This window comes from Neorhizobium tomejilense (genome assembly GCF_964254135.1).
GTDB lineage: Bacteria > Pseudomonadota > Alphaproteobacteria > Rhizobiales > Rhizobiaceae > Neorhizobium > Neorhizobium tomejilense.
Window position 1 is genome coordinate 769,977 of record NZ_CAXUSO020000001.1, and the last position, 12,990, is coordinate 782,966.

At 62.4% G+C, this 12,990-nt stretch carries 13 protein-coding genes; 5 read left to right on the top strand and 8 right to left on the bottom strand.

What is annotated here, in order from left to right; all coding sequences use genetic code 11:
- Positions 1 to 35: 35 nt before the first annotated feature.
- A complete protein-coding gene (locus tag ACSQ3G_RS03990; RefSeq protein WP_436109138.1) occupies positions 36 to 1,052 on the bottom strand; it encodes a zinc-binding alcohol dehydrogenase family protein in 1,017 nt (338 codons plus the stop codon).
- A 123-nt stretch (positions 1,053 to 1,175) separates the two neighbouring features.
- Between ACSQ3G_RS03990 and ACSQ3G_RS03995 the strand changes: the two genes are divergently transcribed.
- A complete protein-coding gene (locus ACSQ3G_RS03995) occupies positions 1,176 to 1,571 on the top strand; it encodes a winged helix-turn-helix transcriptional regulator (protein WP_105441034.1) in 396 nt (131 codons plus the stop codon).
- A 195-nt stretch (positions 1,572 to 1,766) separates the two neighbouring features.
- Here the strand turns inward: ACSQ3G_RS03995 and ACSQ3G_RS04000 are convergent, their stop codons facing one another.
- A complete protein-coding gene (locus tag ACSQ3G_RS04000; RefSeq protein WP_436109139.1) occupies positions 1,767 to 3,008 on the bottom strand; it encodes an MFS transporter in 1,242 nt (413 codons plus the stop codon).
- A gap of 272 nt (positions 3,009 to 3,280) precedes the next feature.
- Between ACSQ3G_RS04000 and ACSQ3G_RS04005 the strand changes: the two genes are divergently transcribed.
- Positions 3,281 to 4,219 carry a diacylglycerol/lipid kinase family protein gene (locus ACSQ3G_RS04005; RefSeq protein ID WP_436109140.1) on the top strand — a complete coding sequence of 313 codons (939 nt, stop codon included), beginning with the start codon at positions 3,281 to 3,283 and terminating at the stop codon, positions 4,217 to 4,219.
- A gap of 39 nt (positions 4,220 to 4,258) precedes the next feature.
- Here the strand turns inward: ACSQ3G_RS04005 and ACSQ3G_RS04010 are convergent, their stop codons facing one another.
- A complete protein-coding gene (locus ACSQ3G_RS04010; RefSeq protein WP_436109141.1) occupies positions 4,259 to 5,002 on the bottom strand; it encodes a GGDEF domain-containing protein in 744 nt (247 codons plus the stop codon).
- A gap of 305 nt (positions 5,003 to 5,307) precedes the next feature.
- On the opposite strand from ACSQ3G_RS04010, the gene ACSQ3G_RS04015 reads away from it, so the two are divergent.
- Positions 5,308 to 6,018: a hypothetical protein gene (locus ACSQ3G_RS04015; protein ID WP_172746811.1), complete on the top strand. Its 711-nt coding sequence runs from the start codon at positions 5,308 to 5,310 to the stop codon at positions 6,016 to 6,018.
- Here ACSQ3G_RS04015 and ACSQ3G_RS04020 read toward each other — a convergent pair.
- Entirely contained in the window at positions 6,015 to 7,349 is a 1,335-nt protein-coding gene (locus tag ACSQ3G_RS04020; protein WP_436109142.1) for a glutamine synthetase family protein, read from the bottom strand. The genes ACSQ3G_RS04015 and ACSQ3G_RS04020 overlap by 4 nt on opposite strands.
- An 84-nt stretch (positions 7,350 to 7,433) precedes the next feature.
- On the opposite strand from ACSQ3G_RS04020, the gene ACSQ3G_RS04025 reads away from it, so the two are divergent.
- A complete protein-coding gene (locus ACSQ3G_RS04025) occupies positions 7,434 to 8,801 on the top strand; it encodes an aspartate aminotransferase family protein (protein WP_436109143.1) in 1,368 nt (455 codons plus the stop codon).
- An 8-nt stretch (positions 8,802 to 8,809) separates the two neighbouring features.
- On the opposite strand, the gene ACSQ3G_RS04030 is transcribed toward ACSQ3G_RS04025, so the two are convergent.
- Both ACSQ3G_RS04030 and ACSQ3G_RS04035 read right to left on the bottom strand, forming a co-directional pair.
- On the bottom strand, positions 8,810 to 10,309 hold the full coding sequence (locus ACSQ3G_RS04030; protein WP_436109144.1) for an ArnT family glycosyltransferase: 1,500 nt from the start codon (positions 10,307 to 10,309) through the stop codon (positions 8,810 to 8,812).
- On the bottom strand, positions 10,293 to 11,312 hold the full coding sequence (locus ACSQ3G_RS04035) for a glycosyltransferase family 2 protein (protein ID WP_436109145.1): 1,020 nt from the start codon (positions 11,310 to 11,312) through the stop codon (positions 10,293 to 10,295). The genes ACSQ3G_RS04030 and ACSQ3G_RS04035 overlap by 17 nt, the downstream gene beginning before the upstream one ends.
- 82 nt (positions 11,313 to 11,394) lie before the next feature.
- Between ACSQ3G_RS04035 and ACSQ3G_RS04040 the strand changes: the two genes are divergently transcribed.
- Positions 11,395 to 12,357: a lysylphosphatidylglycerol synthase transmembrane domain-containing protein gene (locus tag ACSQ3G_RS04040; protein WP_436109146.1), complete on the top strand. Its 963-nt coding sequence runs from the start codon at positions 11,395 to 11,397 to the stop codon at positions 12,355 to 12,357.
- Here the strand turns inward: ACSQ3G_RS04040 and vapC are convergent, their stop codons facing one another.
- Together vapC and ACSQ3G_RS04050 are read right to left on the bottom strand one after the other, a co-directional pair.
- Positions 12,358 to 12,747, bottom strand: a complete 390-nt coding sequence (vapC, locus tag ACSQ3G_RS04045) for a type II toxin-antitoxin system VapC family toxin (protein ID WP_105427203.1) — start codon at positions 12,745 to 12,747, stop codon at positions 12,358 to 12,360.
- A complete protein-coding gene (locus ACSQ3G_RS04050; protein ID WP_105402835.1) occupies positions 12,744 to 12,974 on the bottom strand; it encodes a type II toxin-antitoxin system VapB family antitoxin in 231 nt (76 codons plus the stop codon). The genes vapC and ACSQ3G_RS04050 overlap by 4 nt, the downstream gene beginning before the upstream one ends.
- Positions 12,975 to 12,990: the final 16 nt, after the last annotated feature.

Consider the following 12,990-nt stretch of genomic DNA (forward strand, 5'->3'; position numbering starts at 1 on the left):
CGGCGGGCTTTCTTTGTTTCTTTCACAGGACCCCGTCAGAAGCCCGAAAGCACGAGCTTGCCCTTGGTGCGGTTGCTTTCGACCATCGCGTGCGCCTTCTTCAGGTTAGCGGCGTTGATCGGCCCCAGGGTTTCGGCAAGCGTCGTGCGGATCTTTTTGGCATCGACCAGTTCGGCGACGTGGTTCAAGAGCTTGTGCTGCTCGATCATGTCCGCGGTCTGGAAGACGGCACGGGCGAACATCATTTCCCAATGCACCGACAGCGCCTTGCTCTTGAAGTCGCGCAGGTCCATCGGCTCCTTCGGGTCGTCGATCAGCGCCAGGCGGCCCTGCGGTGCGATCAGCTCCAGGATGTCCTTGAGATGGTTTTCCGTATGGGTGGTGGAGAAGACGAAGGCGGGCGCGCCGATCGCCATCTGGGCGAGCTGCGGCGCCATAGGCTTCGAATGGTCGAGCACGTGATGGGCGCCGAGTTCCTTGATCCAGGCTTGCGTCTCCGGCCGGGAGCCAGTGCCGATCGCCGTCACGTCGGAGAGTTCGCGCAGGAGCTGGATGGCGATCGAGCCGACCCCGCCGGCGCCGCCGATGACCAGAACCGCGTTCCAGGCACCCGCCACCTTGTCCTGTACCTTCATGCGGTGGAACAGTGTCTCATAGGCGGTGATCGCCGTCAGCGGCAGGGCGGCAGCCTCCTCGAAGTTCAGGGTCTTCGGCTTGAAGCCGACGATGCGCTCGTCGACCAGATGGAATTCCGCATTAGTGCCCGGCCGGTTGATCACGCCGGCATAATAGACCTCGTCGCCCGGCTTGAAGAGTTTGACGCCCGGGCCGACCGCCTTCACCACGCCGGCAGCATCATAACCGAGGATCCGGTGCTGGCCGGGTTCGACCGCGGCCGAGCGGCGCACCTTGGTATCGACCGGGTTGACCGAGACAGCCTTGATCTCGACGAGCAGGTCGCGGCCCGCCGCCTCCGGCATGGGCAGCTCGATGTCGATCAGCGAGGTTTCGACGGTGATGGGCTGGGGAGTATTGAAGCCGACGGCGCGCATGGAACGTCTCCTTGGTTCGTGTCCTGTTGTCCGGAGACTAGATGGCGCCTATGTTCAATGAGCGCAAGAATGCACATTTTTGGTCTATAGTACCGAAAAGTATACCGTGAAAGGACGCTGACCATGTCGAAACCCCGTGCCAAGCTGACCGACAATTTCCCTGGCTGCCCGGTGGAATCGACCCTGAGTTTCCTCGACGGAAAATGGAAGGGCGTCATCCTTCATCATCTTCTGGAGGACGGCACGCTGCGCTTCAACGAACTGCGCCGCCGTATTCCGGCGGTCACCCAGCGCATGCTGACCAAGCAGCTGCGGGAACTGGAAGAGGCGGGTCTGCTGTCGCGCACCGTATTTCCGGTCGTGCCGCCGCGCGTCGATTATGCGCTGACGCCGATCGGCCGCAGCCTGGAACCGGTCATCGCCGCGCTCCGCCTCTGGGGCAAGGAACACGTCATCTGCGAGAATGGCCAGAAATACATGGTGATGCCGGAGGAAGAGGCAGCGTCGAAAGCGGCTTAGTCATCGAAGCGCTGCGTGTTCATGCGGACTCTAACGGGAGACGGCAGCGCAAGCCACCCCCTCATCCGACCCTTCGGGCCACCTTCTCCCCGCTGGGGAGAAGAGGGAATGTGCCGCGACCTCTCGATCATCCTCTCCCCTAGGGGAGAGGTCCGCTGAGCGTCAGCGGAGGCGGGGTGAGGGGGAGACTTGCTCTCAGGCCGCCGCGGTCTTCCGGTCGAGCATCGCCGAGACCGCAAACACCCCAAAACCGAGCAGCGATAGCACCGCTCCCACATAACCGGTCGCGGGAAAACCCCAGCCCCAGGCTATCACCAGCCCGCCGAGCCAGGCGCCGAGGGCATTGGCGATGTTGAAGGCCGAATGGTTGGAGGCGGCGGCAAGCGTCTGCGCGTCGGCGGCGACATCCATCAGCCGGGTCTGTAGCGCGGGACCTGCGGCGAAGCCGCAGCCGATCAGGAAGACGCAGAGGCAGAGCACGACCGGATATTGCGCCCACAGCCCGAAGGCGCCCATGACGACGATGTTGAACAGCATCACGCCGCCGATCGTGCCCTTGAGCGACAGGTCGGCCAGCCGCGAGCCGACAATATTGCCGACATTCATGCCGATGCCGAACAGGGTCAGCACGATCGCCACCATGCTGACCGACATTCCGGCCGTCACCGTCGTGGTCGAGGCGATGTAGCTGAACACCGAGAACATGCCGCCGAAACCGACCGCCGCGATACCGAGCGTCAGCCATACCTGCGCGCGGCCGAAGGCGCTGAGCTCGCGCCAGATGCTGGCGCCCTCATGCACCGCGTCGCGCGGCTGGAAATACCAGAGCAGTGCCACCGTCACGACGCCGATGCCGCCGACCAGGAAGAAGGCGGCGCGCCAGTTGAGCATCTGTCCCATGAAGGTGGCGATCGGCGTGCCGACCAGGGTCGCGACGGTGAGGCCGAGCATCACCCGGCCGACGGCGCGGGCGCGTTTGTTGGGCGGCACCATCGAGGCAGCCACGAGAGCCGCGACGCCGAAATAGGCGCCATGCGGCAGGCCGGTGATGAATCGCAGCGCGGTAAAGCTCCAGAAGTCCGGTGCCATGGCACTCGAGATGTTGCCGAGAGCGAACACCGTCATCAGGATCAGCAGCAGCGACCGCCGCGTCATCCGGGCAGCGGCGACCGCGATGATCGGCGCACCGATGACGACGCCGAGAGCATAGGCGCTGATCACGTACCCCGCCATCGGAATGCTGACCTGATAGGTGGAGGCGACATCCGGCAACAGGCCCATGATGGCGAATTCGCCGGTGCCGATGCCGAAGCCTCCGACCGCCAATGCGATCTCGATCAGGATGACGGCGAGCCGCGAAAGAGCGGGTGCACCATCAAAATCCTGGGCTTCCGAACGGTCCCGTGCGGATTGAAAATCGGCGGCAGTATCGGTCATAATATTGAATCTGCTGGAAAAAGGGCGCGGGTAGGATGTGGGAGGCATCCACCCGCTCTGGAGGTGAGTGGGTCATCGAAACGACCGGACTTCAGGCTAACATGGCATTGTGCGTTGCGGTAGTATCCGCCATTTATTCAGGCGTGCCCTCACGGGATTGTGAGTTTTTTCCTGAAGCGACGGCGGGCTTGTTGATAAAGCTCCCGGTCGCAACCATTTCTCTGATGGGCCGTTGTCCCGCGCCAAATCCGCTCCTCTGCAAGCGAGATCAAATGAACCTTTTTGCCGTCTTCAACCGCGATGGCGGTACCTTCCGAACCACCGATATGGACGCCTATTGTGCTCGAGCAGCCGAGACGTTCAAGGCGGCCGGTCACGAGATCGAATGCCATGTAGTGTCCGGCAAGGACGTGGTCTCGACCATGGAAAAGGCGGCCTCGACGACCGGCGTCGAAGGGCTGATCGCCGGTGGTGGGGACGGGACGATCTCCGCGGCCGCCGGCATCGCCTGGAAAAGCGGCCTGACGCTCGGCGTCGTTCCGGCCGGTACCATGAACCTTTTCGCCCGCTCGCTGAGACTGCCGCTCGATATCTGGCAGGTGCTGGATGCGCTGGCCGACGGCACGCCGGAAAACATCGATATCGCCAGCGCCAACGGCAAGAGCTTCGTGCATCAATTTTCTGCCGGCATGCATGCGCGCATGGTGCGCTACCGCAATTCGATGACCTTCGCCTCGCGGCTGGGCAAGATACGCGCGAGTACGCGGGCGGCGATCGGCGTCATGTTCAATCCGCCGGAATTCGAGGTGGAGTTCAACGCCGGCGGCAAGATCGGGCACCGCAAGGTCTCGGCGATTTCCGTCTCCAACAATGAATTCGGCCGCGACCCACTGATGTTCGCCGACAGCCTGACCGGAGGCCATCTCGGCTTCTATGTCGCCGATCCGCTGACGCCGGCGGGCGTGGTGCGGCTGACGTTGGATATCATGCGCGGCCGGCTGAAGGAAAACGCGGCCGTCACGGCGATGACGGCGACCGAACTGGAACTGCACTTCCCCCGCGAACGCCACGATATCCGCTGCGTCATCGACGGAGAGCTGCTGCCCATGGATCGCGACGTGCTCCTGAAGATCCATGCGGGCGAGCTGACCGTGCTGGTCAACCGGCCGCAGGAGCGTGTGACGCAGGAACGGGACGGCAGCGGCATCTGAGCGGGTTCGCGGCGGTATCCGAACCGTCCTGCCGCCTCTTCAGATGGATGAAACGACCCGATTTCGCCCGAGCGATTTGGCCTCGTACAGGTTCACATCGGCGGCTCTGAGGCATTCAAGAGGATCGAAGCCAGGAGCACAGTGGATAGCTCCGATGCTGGCCGATACCGGGACGTTCGATCGTGAGGCGGAGCGCACATCCAGGCCTTCGATGAGTTCACGGACATCCTTGCACCACCTCAACATCTCGTCGACGGTCAGGCCACCTTGAAAGAGAGCGAACTCTTCGCCCCCGAGGCGGCCCGCTATGTTGAATTGCCCGTCATACGCGGCGAGTATCTGCCCGGTGCGGCGAAGGACCTCGTCACCGATTGCATGACCGTGGCGATCGTTGATCGACTTGAAATGGTCGAGATCCAGAAAAATAAGGGCTCCGGTTACGCCCTCGCGGCTGAAGGTCTGCAGCTCCTCCATGAAGGCGCTGCGATTCAACAGCCCGGTCAGTCCGTCCCGGCGGGACTGCCAGTGAAGTTCCTCGTAGGCGGCGGCCAGTTTCGCGAGTGCGTCAGAGGCCACGGCTTCCGCACGTCGAACGCGTTCTGTCTGGCTGAAAAGCACGGCCGAGGCGGGAATGGAGATAGCAAGCGGGCAAACGATGGTCATCACCAGGCCGGCACCGGCGACTTCCCCGCCCAGCATCGGAACGAAGGCAAACGATAGAGCCAGAGATGCAAGCAGGGACAAAAGTCCGGCAAAGAGTGACTTGGCGATAACAATACGCATCGAATGTGCCGCGAGACTTCAAATATCAAGCGTCCTTAGCCTCCATGAATTTAAGATAGGTTGAAACATTCGCTTAAACATCGATCGTGTGCGGCCAATGCCTGTTCACGCTACCGGAGATCGCGGAATCTGGGCGAGTTCAGGGCCTGCAATACAACCTCTTGCATCCGCTTATTCATATCTCGTTAAGTGGGGAACATTAGATTTTCAACCATTGATAGAATCATTGGTTGGTCTGGCCATGAAGCGCCCGACAAATCGCGGCAATGCCCATCAAGGGAGGTGCGCCGCGGACGAGGGCCGGCATGACTTCCATCTCCGCTGTTCAACCTGGGGCACTGCTGATCCTTCAGCAGGCGAACGCCCAGCCTGCCGAAACTGACGAAGACAAGGAAAAGAAAGCCGATCTCGTCAAGGTGGCAAACGGTATTACCGGAGAGCCCGCTGAAGAGACGCTGAAGGCCGCCTTTGCGATCAGCGTCGCATTCATGGAACTGGACGCCAAGGGCGAACTGGCCGCCGAGGCGATGGAGTTTATCGACTCGGATCAGTTCAAGGTCACCGACCTGACCGTCAAGCAGACGCTGAAGCAGGTAATCTCCGAAAGGGGATGGGAATTCATGCAGCTGGTGAAACAGCAGCAGGAGGCCCATGACGGTGCTATTTCGCGCGAAAACCTCTTCGCAATCGTGCTTCCTCAGATGATCGTCAAGAACCGCGAGCGTTTCACCGAAGACGAGATCGAGCTTTCGGTGAAGTTCGAGGACAAGAGCGGCATCATCGTCTTCATTCCCGACAGCGAGGGGAACAGCACCTATAGCGACCTCATGAAAGCGATGAAGGAGGAAGAGATCAACGCTGCCAAGACCGGCGACGAGACGGCTTTACGTGAACTCGGCATGGAACTCGGTTCATATGCCACCGCCTGGAGTGATGCATTCGGCTTCAAGCCAGGCGATGTATTTATGTTTGTTGACGTGAAGGATATTCTCTACGCAGCATGGATGAAGCCCTAAATCCGCGGCAGATAGGTCTGGTAGTCGAAATCCGAGACCGTGCGCAGATAGGTGATCGCCTCCTTGCGCTTCGTGTCGCCATAGAGCTTCTGATAGCGCGCTCCAAACACGTCGGCGATGAAGGGCGAGGCGGAAAACTCCTCGACCGCCGTCAGGAAATCGTGCGTCAGCTTGTTTGTACCGGCCGGCGGCTCCTTGCCTGGTTCTGTTGCAGGGCCCGGATCGAGCGTTTCGTCCAATCCTAAAAGCATGCCGCCGAGGATGGCGGTGAGCAGCAGGTACGGATTGACGTCGGCGCCGGCGACGCGGTGCTCGATGCGGGCGGCAGGCCCTTGGGCATCCGGAATGCGCACAGCAGTCCCCCGATGACCGTAGCCCCAGTCGATATCGACCGGCGCGAACGAACCCGGCTGGAAGCGGCGGTAGGAATTGGCAAACGGTGCGAAGATCAGCTGTGCATCGCGCATCGTTTTCAACATTCCGGCGCAAACCGACTTCAGCCGCACCGGGTCGTCACCCTTTGCATCCAGCACATTGTTGCCGTCCCGGTCGATGATGCTCGCATGCACATGCAGGCCGGAGCCCGCATGCTCCGCGTAGGGTTTTGCCATGCAGGTGGATTTGAGACCATGCTTTCTGGCCGCCTGTTCGGCGATGCGTTTCAGGTAGATGCAGTCGTCGGCGGCCGCCAGTGCATCGGCGCGGTGGAGAAGATTGATCTCGAACTGACCGGCCCCGAATTCCGCGGTCGTCGCATCGGCCGGCAGGTCTTGGAGTTTCGCCCAGGCCCGCACCGTCTGAAGATAGCCTTCGAGCGCATCGACGGCCCTCATGTCGTAGAGCTGGAAGCCGTTCGGTTCGCCGCGATACATGAGGCTGGCCGGCGGGCGCGGCCTGCCGGTCTCGCGCCAGTCGTCCTCGATCACGTAGAATTCGAGTTCGGTCGCCACGACCGGCGTCAGGCCGCGTTCGTCGAAACGCTTGAGAAGGGCCGCGAGGATGGCGCGGGGATCCATGAAGGAAGGCGTGCCATCGAATTCGTGCATGGTCGAGAGAACCTGCTTCGACCCTTCAGGCGCCCATGGCATCGGCGCAAGGCTACGCCGGTCGGCAAGGCAAATCCCGTCCGGATCGCCGACCGACAGCGACAGGCCGGTGATGTCGTCGTTGTCGTCGCCCCAGATATCCAGCGACTGGGTGGAGGAGGGGAGGCGCACCGTGCCGTCCCAGACCTTCTTTTCAGCCTCGAGCGGGATCTGCTTGCCGCGCAGGTCGCCGTTCATGCCGACGAGCAGGATTTCGATGCGGGGCGGGGCGGTCTCGTCAGCCATGGGAAATGTCTTCTGCGGGGTGTTGCGGAACTCTGTTCGTAGCCGATAAGAATTGACGGCACAATCTAAGGCAGAGAGACAGTCATGACCGATATGCCGCCGCTTTCCAATCTCGCCGCCATCGATGCCGCGCATCACCTGCACCCGTTCTCGGACATGAAGCAGCTGAACGCCAAGGGTGCGCGGGTCATCCAGCGTGCGGAAGGCGTCCATATCTACGATTCGACGGGCAAGAAATATCTCGATGCCTTTGCCGGCCTCTGGTGCGTGAATGTGGGTTACGGCCGCAAGTCGATCGCCGACGCCGCTTATGCCCAGATGCAGGAACTGCCCTATTACAACACCTTCTTCGGCACCACGACGGCGCCGGCGGCATTGCTCGCCCAGAAGATCGCCTCCCATACCGGCGAAAAGCTGAAGCGCGTCTTCTTCACCAATTCCGGCTCTGAGGCGACCGACACCTGGTTCCGCATGGCGCGGGTCTATTGGAAGGCCCTGGGCAAGCCGGAGAAGACCTTGGTCATCGCTCGCAAGAACGCCTATCACGGCTCGACGGTCGCCGGCGCCTCGCTCGGCGGCATGAAGCTGATGCACGAACAGGGCAATCTGCCGATCGAAGGCATCCACCACATCAACCAGCCCTATTGGTATGCCGAGGGCGGCGATCTTTCGCCTGCCGAATTCGGCCTGAAGGTCGCCCGTGAGCTCGAGGCGAAGATCGACGAACTCGGCGAGGATCGGGTCGCAGCCTTCGTCGCCGAGCCGATCCAGGGGGCAGGGGGCGTTATCATTCCGCCCGAGACCTACTGGCCGGAAATCGCCCGCATCTGCAAGGCGCGCAACATCCTGCTCGTTTCCGACGAGGTAATCTGCGGTTTCGGCCGCCTGGGCACCTGGTTCGGCCACCAGCATTTCGGTTTCGAGCCGGATCTGGCGCCGATCGCCAAGGGCCTGTCCTCCGGCTACCTGCCGATCGGCGGCGTGCTGGTCAGCGACCGCGTCGCCGACGTGATGACCGAGGAGTTAGGTGATTTCTATCATGGCTTCACCTATTCCGGTCACCCGGTTGCGGCTGCCGCCGCGCTGGAAAACATCCGAATCATCGAGGAGGAGGGGTTGGTCGAGCGCGTCCGCGACGATATCGGCCCCTATTTTGCCGTCGCCTGGAAGAGCCTGGAGGATCACGCGGTGGTCGGCCAGGCCGAAAGCACCGGCCTGATCGGCGGCCTGCAGCTTGCAGCGGATAAATCCACCCGCCGCCGTTATGCAAAGCCCGACGACATCGGCACGCTGGTGCGCAATCACTGCGTCGAAAACGGCCTCATCCTGCGCGCCACCGCTGACCGCATGCTCGCCTCGCCGGCGCTGACCATCAGCCGCTCGGAAGTGGATGAGGTAATCGAGAAGCTCCGGGCGGCGCTGGATCATCTGCGGGACAGCGTAACCGAGTAGCCCTTGTCCTATTTCGCGGGCTGCACCCAGGCATAACCGAACGTGACACTGTCCCGTCCACCCGAGAAGAGATAAGGTACGACCTTGGTCGCCGGCGCCAAGCCTTCCGCCGCGACCCCGTTCGCCTGCAGATATGGCTTAAGGGCATCGAGCATTTCCCCGCCTCCCTGCCAGACGATCAGCCCCGGCTGGTTTCTCTCCGCCTCGCCGAGCGGCGGCGTCTGCCCGAAACTTTGCAGCAGCACGCGAGCCTGCGGCAGTTCCAGCCGGGCGCTTCCGGCAAGATAGGGATCGTCGGTGAGCACATAGGCCGGCTTGGCACCGGCATGCTCCGCCACCACCTGTTCGATGAACGGCCCGGACGGCAGGTTTTCCTTGGTATAATCGCCGAACATCGGGCCGATGACATTGCCGAGCGCGATGTAGACGACGAAGCCGAGCGCCAGCGCCGCCACCGGAAACAGCAGCCGCGGGATGCTGCGGCTCGTATCCGCCTTGGCCGCCTCGAGCTTCAGGCACAGATAGAGCGGCAGCAGAACCAGGAACGGCGACAGCCATTTCTCGCTGATGCTGGTGGCGCCGAAACCGAGCCCGATCAGCCCGACAGCAATCAGGCAGATAGCGAGCGTCCGCCCGATCACCCGCGTCCATTGGTTCGTCGCCTGCCAGGCATCGACCAGCGGGCGCCGGAAGGCGATCAGGAAAAAGGCGAGCACCGGCAGCCCGCCAGTCAATACCGCTGCCAGAAGCGTGCCTATACCGGACAGCCGGTCGAGAATGGGGTTGCCCGACGCGTCCGCGCGCATCGCCTTGATCGTCCCGGCCGTCGCTTCGCCCAGGTTTCCGAGCACCCAAAGGCCATGCGGCAGGCAGATCACCGCTGTCACGGCAAGCGCCGGGATCAGCCGCCAGTCGAGAATGCGCTTGCGAAGCTCCGGTTCCGGCAGGATGGCGAGGATCGCCGCGACGGGCACGATGACGAAATTATACTTGGCGATCAGCCCGAACCCGACCGCGAGGCCGGTGAGCAGGTAGGTCCAAAGGGTCGGCCGCGTCAGCGTCTTGAGGAAACCATAAAAGAACAGCGCGACGGCAAACAGCGTGGCGATCGCATGCGTCAGGTCCCTTTGCGCCATGACGCTGACCGCCGGCATGGCGATCACGCCGATCATGGCGATGGCGACAAGCCGCCGGTCTTTCAGCAACACCCGGGCCGCCAGCCCATAGACCGCACAGGTGAGGAACAGCAGCAGGTTCTTGACCAGCGCGACCGCAAGGACCGACGGGCCGATCAGGTGGACGGCCCCGTATTGCAGCCAGTTGTACAACGGCGGCTGACGGCCGTAGCCCATCAGCAGGAACTGCGACTGGTAGAGCTGTTCCGCCTCGTCGCTTTCCAGCGCCTCCGAGCGCAGCACCCGAAGGACGATTGCCAGCACATAATATGCAGCGATCAGCCAGAGGATGAGGTCCGGACGGCGGGCAAGCGCGTCACTGATGCGCCGCATCGCCCTCATAGACTTCCCTGACGATGTAGCTGAGCGAGTTGTCATCGCGGTAATAGGTGCGGGCGATCATTTCCGCGATAATGCCGGTGGTGATCATCTGTACCGCCGACAGGAACAGCATGACTCCGATGAGGAACAGCGGCCGCGTGCCGATGTCGTTGCCCATGACGAACTTGTCGATGAACAGGTAAAAGAGGATGATCGCAGACAGCGCGCCGAGCCCGAGGCCGAGCGAGCCGAAGAAATGCCCCGGCCGTGCCTTGAAGCGCATGAAGAACATCACCGACAGCAGATCGAGGATCACCCGGAAGGTGCGGGAAATCCCGTATTTGGAAACGCCGTGCTGGCGCGCATGGTGGGTCACCGGCATTTCGCCGATCCGCGAGCTCGGCACTACGCCCGCGACCCAGGCGGGGATGAAGCGGTGCATCTCGCCCATCAGCTTGACCTGCTTGATCACCGACCCGCGATAGATCTTCAAGGAACAGCCATAGTCGTGCAGCCGCACGCCGGTGATGCGGCCGATCAGCCGGTTGGCGATGAAGGAGGGCACCTTGCGCAGCAGCAGCCCGTCCTGGCGGTTCTTGCGCCAGCCGACCAGCAGGTCCAGCTCGCGCCGCTCCAGCTCGGCCACCATGCCGGGAATGTCCTTCGGGTCGTTCTGCAGGTCGCCGTCGAGCGTGGCGATCAGCCGGCCGCTTGCTTGGTTGATGCCGGCCTGCATGGCGGCCGTCTGGCCGAAATTGCGCTGCAGCGCGACGATCTTCAGGTCGAGGCCGGGACGGTTCAGCGCTTCGCGGGCATTGGCGATCGTCGCGTCCGTGCTGCCGTCGTCGACGAGGATGAGTTCCCAGCTCGCCGCGTAGCCGGCCATCGCCGCGCAGATCCGTTCGATCAGCGGGCGCACGCTTTCTTCTTCGTTGAAGAGGGGCACGACGAGGGACAGTTCGATCGGCTCGGCCGTCTCGATGCGGCTGGTCACCGACTCTGCTGTTGTACGCACCTTGCGTTTCTCCTAAACCACGGGCTTGAAGGCCCTCTGATAATGGCCGAAACCCGAAATTTCACATGGGGCACCCTACTATATGAAGAATTCTCCGGTTGCCAGCCGCCGGGCGTGGATAATTCGCCACGCGATGACGCTCGCAACGGTGGTGATCATCCTTGTCTACGCCGCCTTCATTCAATGGGCCTGGGGCTGGCAGAGCGTCGTGTCGCTGTGGAGCAGCGCCGGCTGGGGCTCGGCGGCGGTAGCGCTGGCGCTGCTGCTCGGCACTTATGTCCTGCGTACCTGGCGCATCTACGACTACTTTCCGGCGGAAACCGGTGGCCGGTTCGGCACGCTGCTGAGGCTTGTCCAGGTCCATAACCTCCTCAACATCATGCTGCCCTTCCGCACCGGCGAAGCGAGCTTTCCGCTGCTGATGAAGCGCGAGTTCGGCCTGGGCGTTGCGCGCAGCACCGCGGCGCTGTTGGTCATGCGGCTCTTCGACCTGCATGCGCTGCTCGCCGCCGCCGGCACGGGGCTGGCGCTGCAGACAGGAAAGCTCTGGGCCTGGGCGCTCTGGCTCGCCTTCCTGATCCTGCCGGCTATCGCCTTCGCGCTGCGCGGCCCTGCCTTCCGGTTTGCAGCCAAGGTCCTGCCGGACAAGGTGAAAAAACTGCTCGACGAGGTCGAAGCCGGCCTGCCGCTCGACGCAAAAGCCTTCGCCCGCGCCTGGGGCGCGACACTGATCAACTGGTTCACGAAGATCGCCGTCCTCGCCTGGGTGCTTGGCCTTCTGGGTGGTCTCTCCATCGCCGCAAGCTTCGGCGGCGCGCTCGGCGGCGAACTTTCTTCGGTGCTCCCCATGCATGCACCGGCCGGCGTCGGCACCTATCCCGCCGGCATCACCGCCGGCGCCATCGCCTTCGGCGCTGGCACGGCCGGGCTGCCCCTGGCGGAACTCGGCCAAGCGGCGGTCAACACGCATCTGCTGGTGATCGTTTCGTCGCTGGTAGGGACGGCGCTGTCATTGCTGGTGGCGAGGCCGACAAAGGTCGAGTGATCAGGCGATCTGCAGGCCGAGATGTTCGACCATCGGCAAGTAGTCCTTGTCCCTATGCAACAGGCGGTGGCCGCGTTCGATGCAATAGGTGCCGATAATCATATCTATCGTCTTCCGCACGGTGACGCCTCGATCCCGAAGAATCCGGTAGTTGGCCGCCGCCTTGACTGCGAGTGAGGGAGACAGCATTTGTGCGGCAGGAAAGTCGCGGAAGTTTTGTTCGATCCAACGGGCTTGATGGTAATCGCGAGCGCCCTGGAGCACTTCGAGCATGATGATATCGCCTACAAGAACAGTGCCTTGGGCTATGAAGGAGCGCAGCCTACCCGCGACGTCGACATCGTCTTTTCGAAATAACGAGATCCAGACCGAGCTGTCGGCGACGATCATTCGCGGCCCTCTAAGCCCCAATCGGCAAAGCGAATGGAGTCTTTGCGCATGTCATCGAGATCGCCATCCCAACCGATGCCTTCGAGATTGTCGACCGCACGCATCTGCCTGCGGATACGAACGAGATCCTTCAATGCCTGCTCCACCGTAGCCTTCTTCGTCGGCAGGCCGGTCAGTTCCATAGCTTCGGTGATCAGTTCATCGTCGAGTTCGATATTGGTGCGCATAGCCACCTCGTGTGTA

Coding starts and splice junctions, on each gene's coding strand:
- ACSQ3G_RS03990 (WP_436109138.1), bottom strand. CDS start 1,052: ATGCGCGCCGTCGGCTTCAATACTCCCCAGCCCATCACCGTCGAAACC.
- ACSQ3G_RS03995 (WP_105441034.1), top strand. CDS start 1,176: ATGTCGAAACCCCGTGCCAAGCTGACCGACAATTTCCCTGGCTGCCCG.
- ACSQ3G_RS04000 (WP_436109139.1), bottom strand. CDS start 3,008: ATGACCGATACTGCCGCCGATTTTCAATCCGCACGGGACCGTTCGGAA.
- ACSQ3G_RS04005 (WP_436109140.1), top strand. CDS start 3,281: ATGAACCTTTTTGCCGTCTTCAACCGCGATGGCGGTACCTTCCGAACC.
- ACSQ3G_RS04010 (WP_436109141.1), bottom strand. CDS start 5,002: ATGCGTATTGTTATCGCCAAGTCACTCTTTGCCGGACTTTTGTCCCTG.
- ACSQ3G_RS04015 (WP_172746811.1), top strand. CDS start 5,308: ATGACTTCCATCTCCGCTGTTCAACCTGGGGCACTGCTGATCCTTCAG.
- ACSQ3G_RS04020 (WP_436109142.1), bottom strand. CDS start 7,349: ATGGCTGACGAGACCGCCCCGCCCCGCATCGAAATCCTGCTCGTCGGC.
- ACSQ3G_RS04025 (WP_436109143.1), top strand. CDS start 7,434: ATGACCGATATGCCGCCGCTTTCCAATCTCGCCGCCATCGATGCCGCG.
- ACSQ3G_RS04030 (WP_436109144.1), bottom strand. CDS start 10,309: ATGCGGCGCATCAGTGACGCGCTTGCCCGCCGTCCGGACCTCATCCTC.
- ACSQ3G_RS04040 (WP_436109146.1), top strand. CDS start 11,395: ATGAAGAATTCTCCGGTTGCCAGCCGCCGGGCGTGGATAATTCGCCAC.
- vapC (WP_105427203.1), bottom strand. CDS start 12,747: ATGATCGTCGCCGACAGCTCGGTCTGGATCTCGTTATTTCGAAAAGAC.
- ACSQ3G_RS04050 (WP_105402835.1), bottom strand. CDS start 12,974: ATGCGCACCAATATCGAACTCGACGATGAACTGATCACCGAAGCTATG.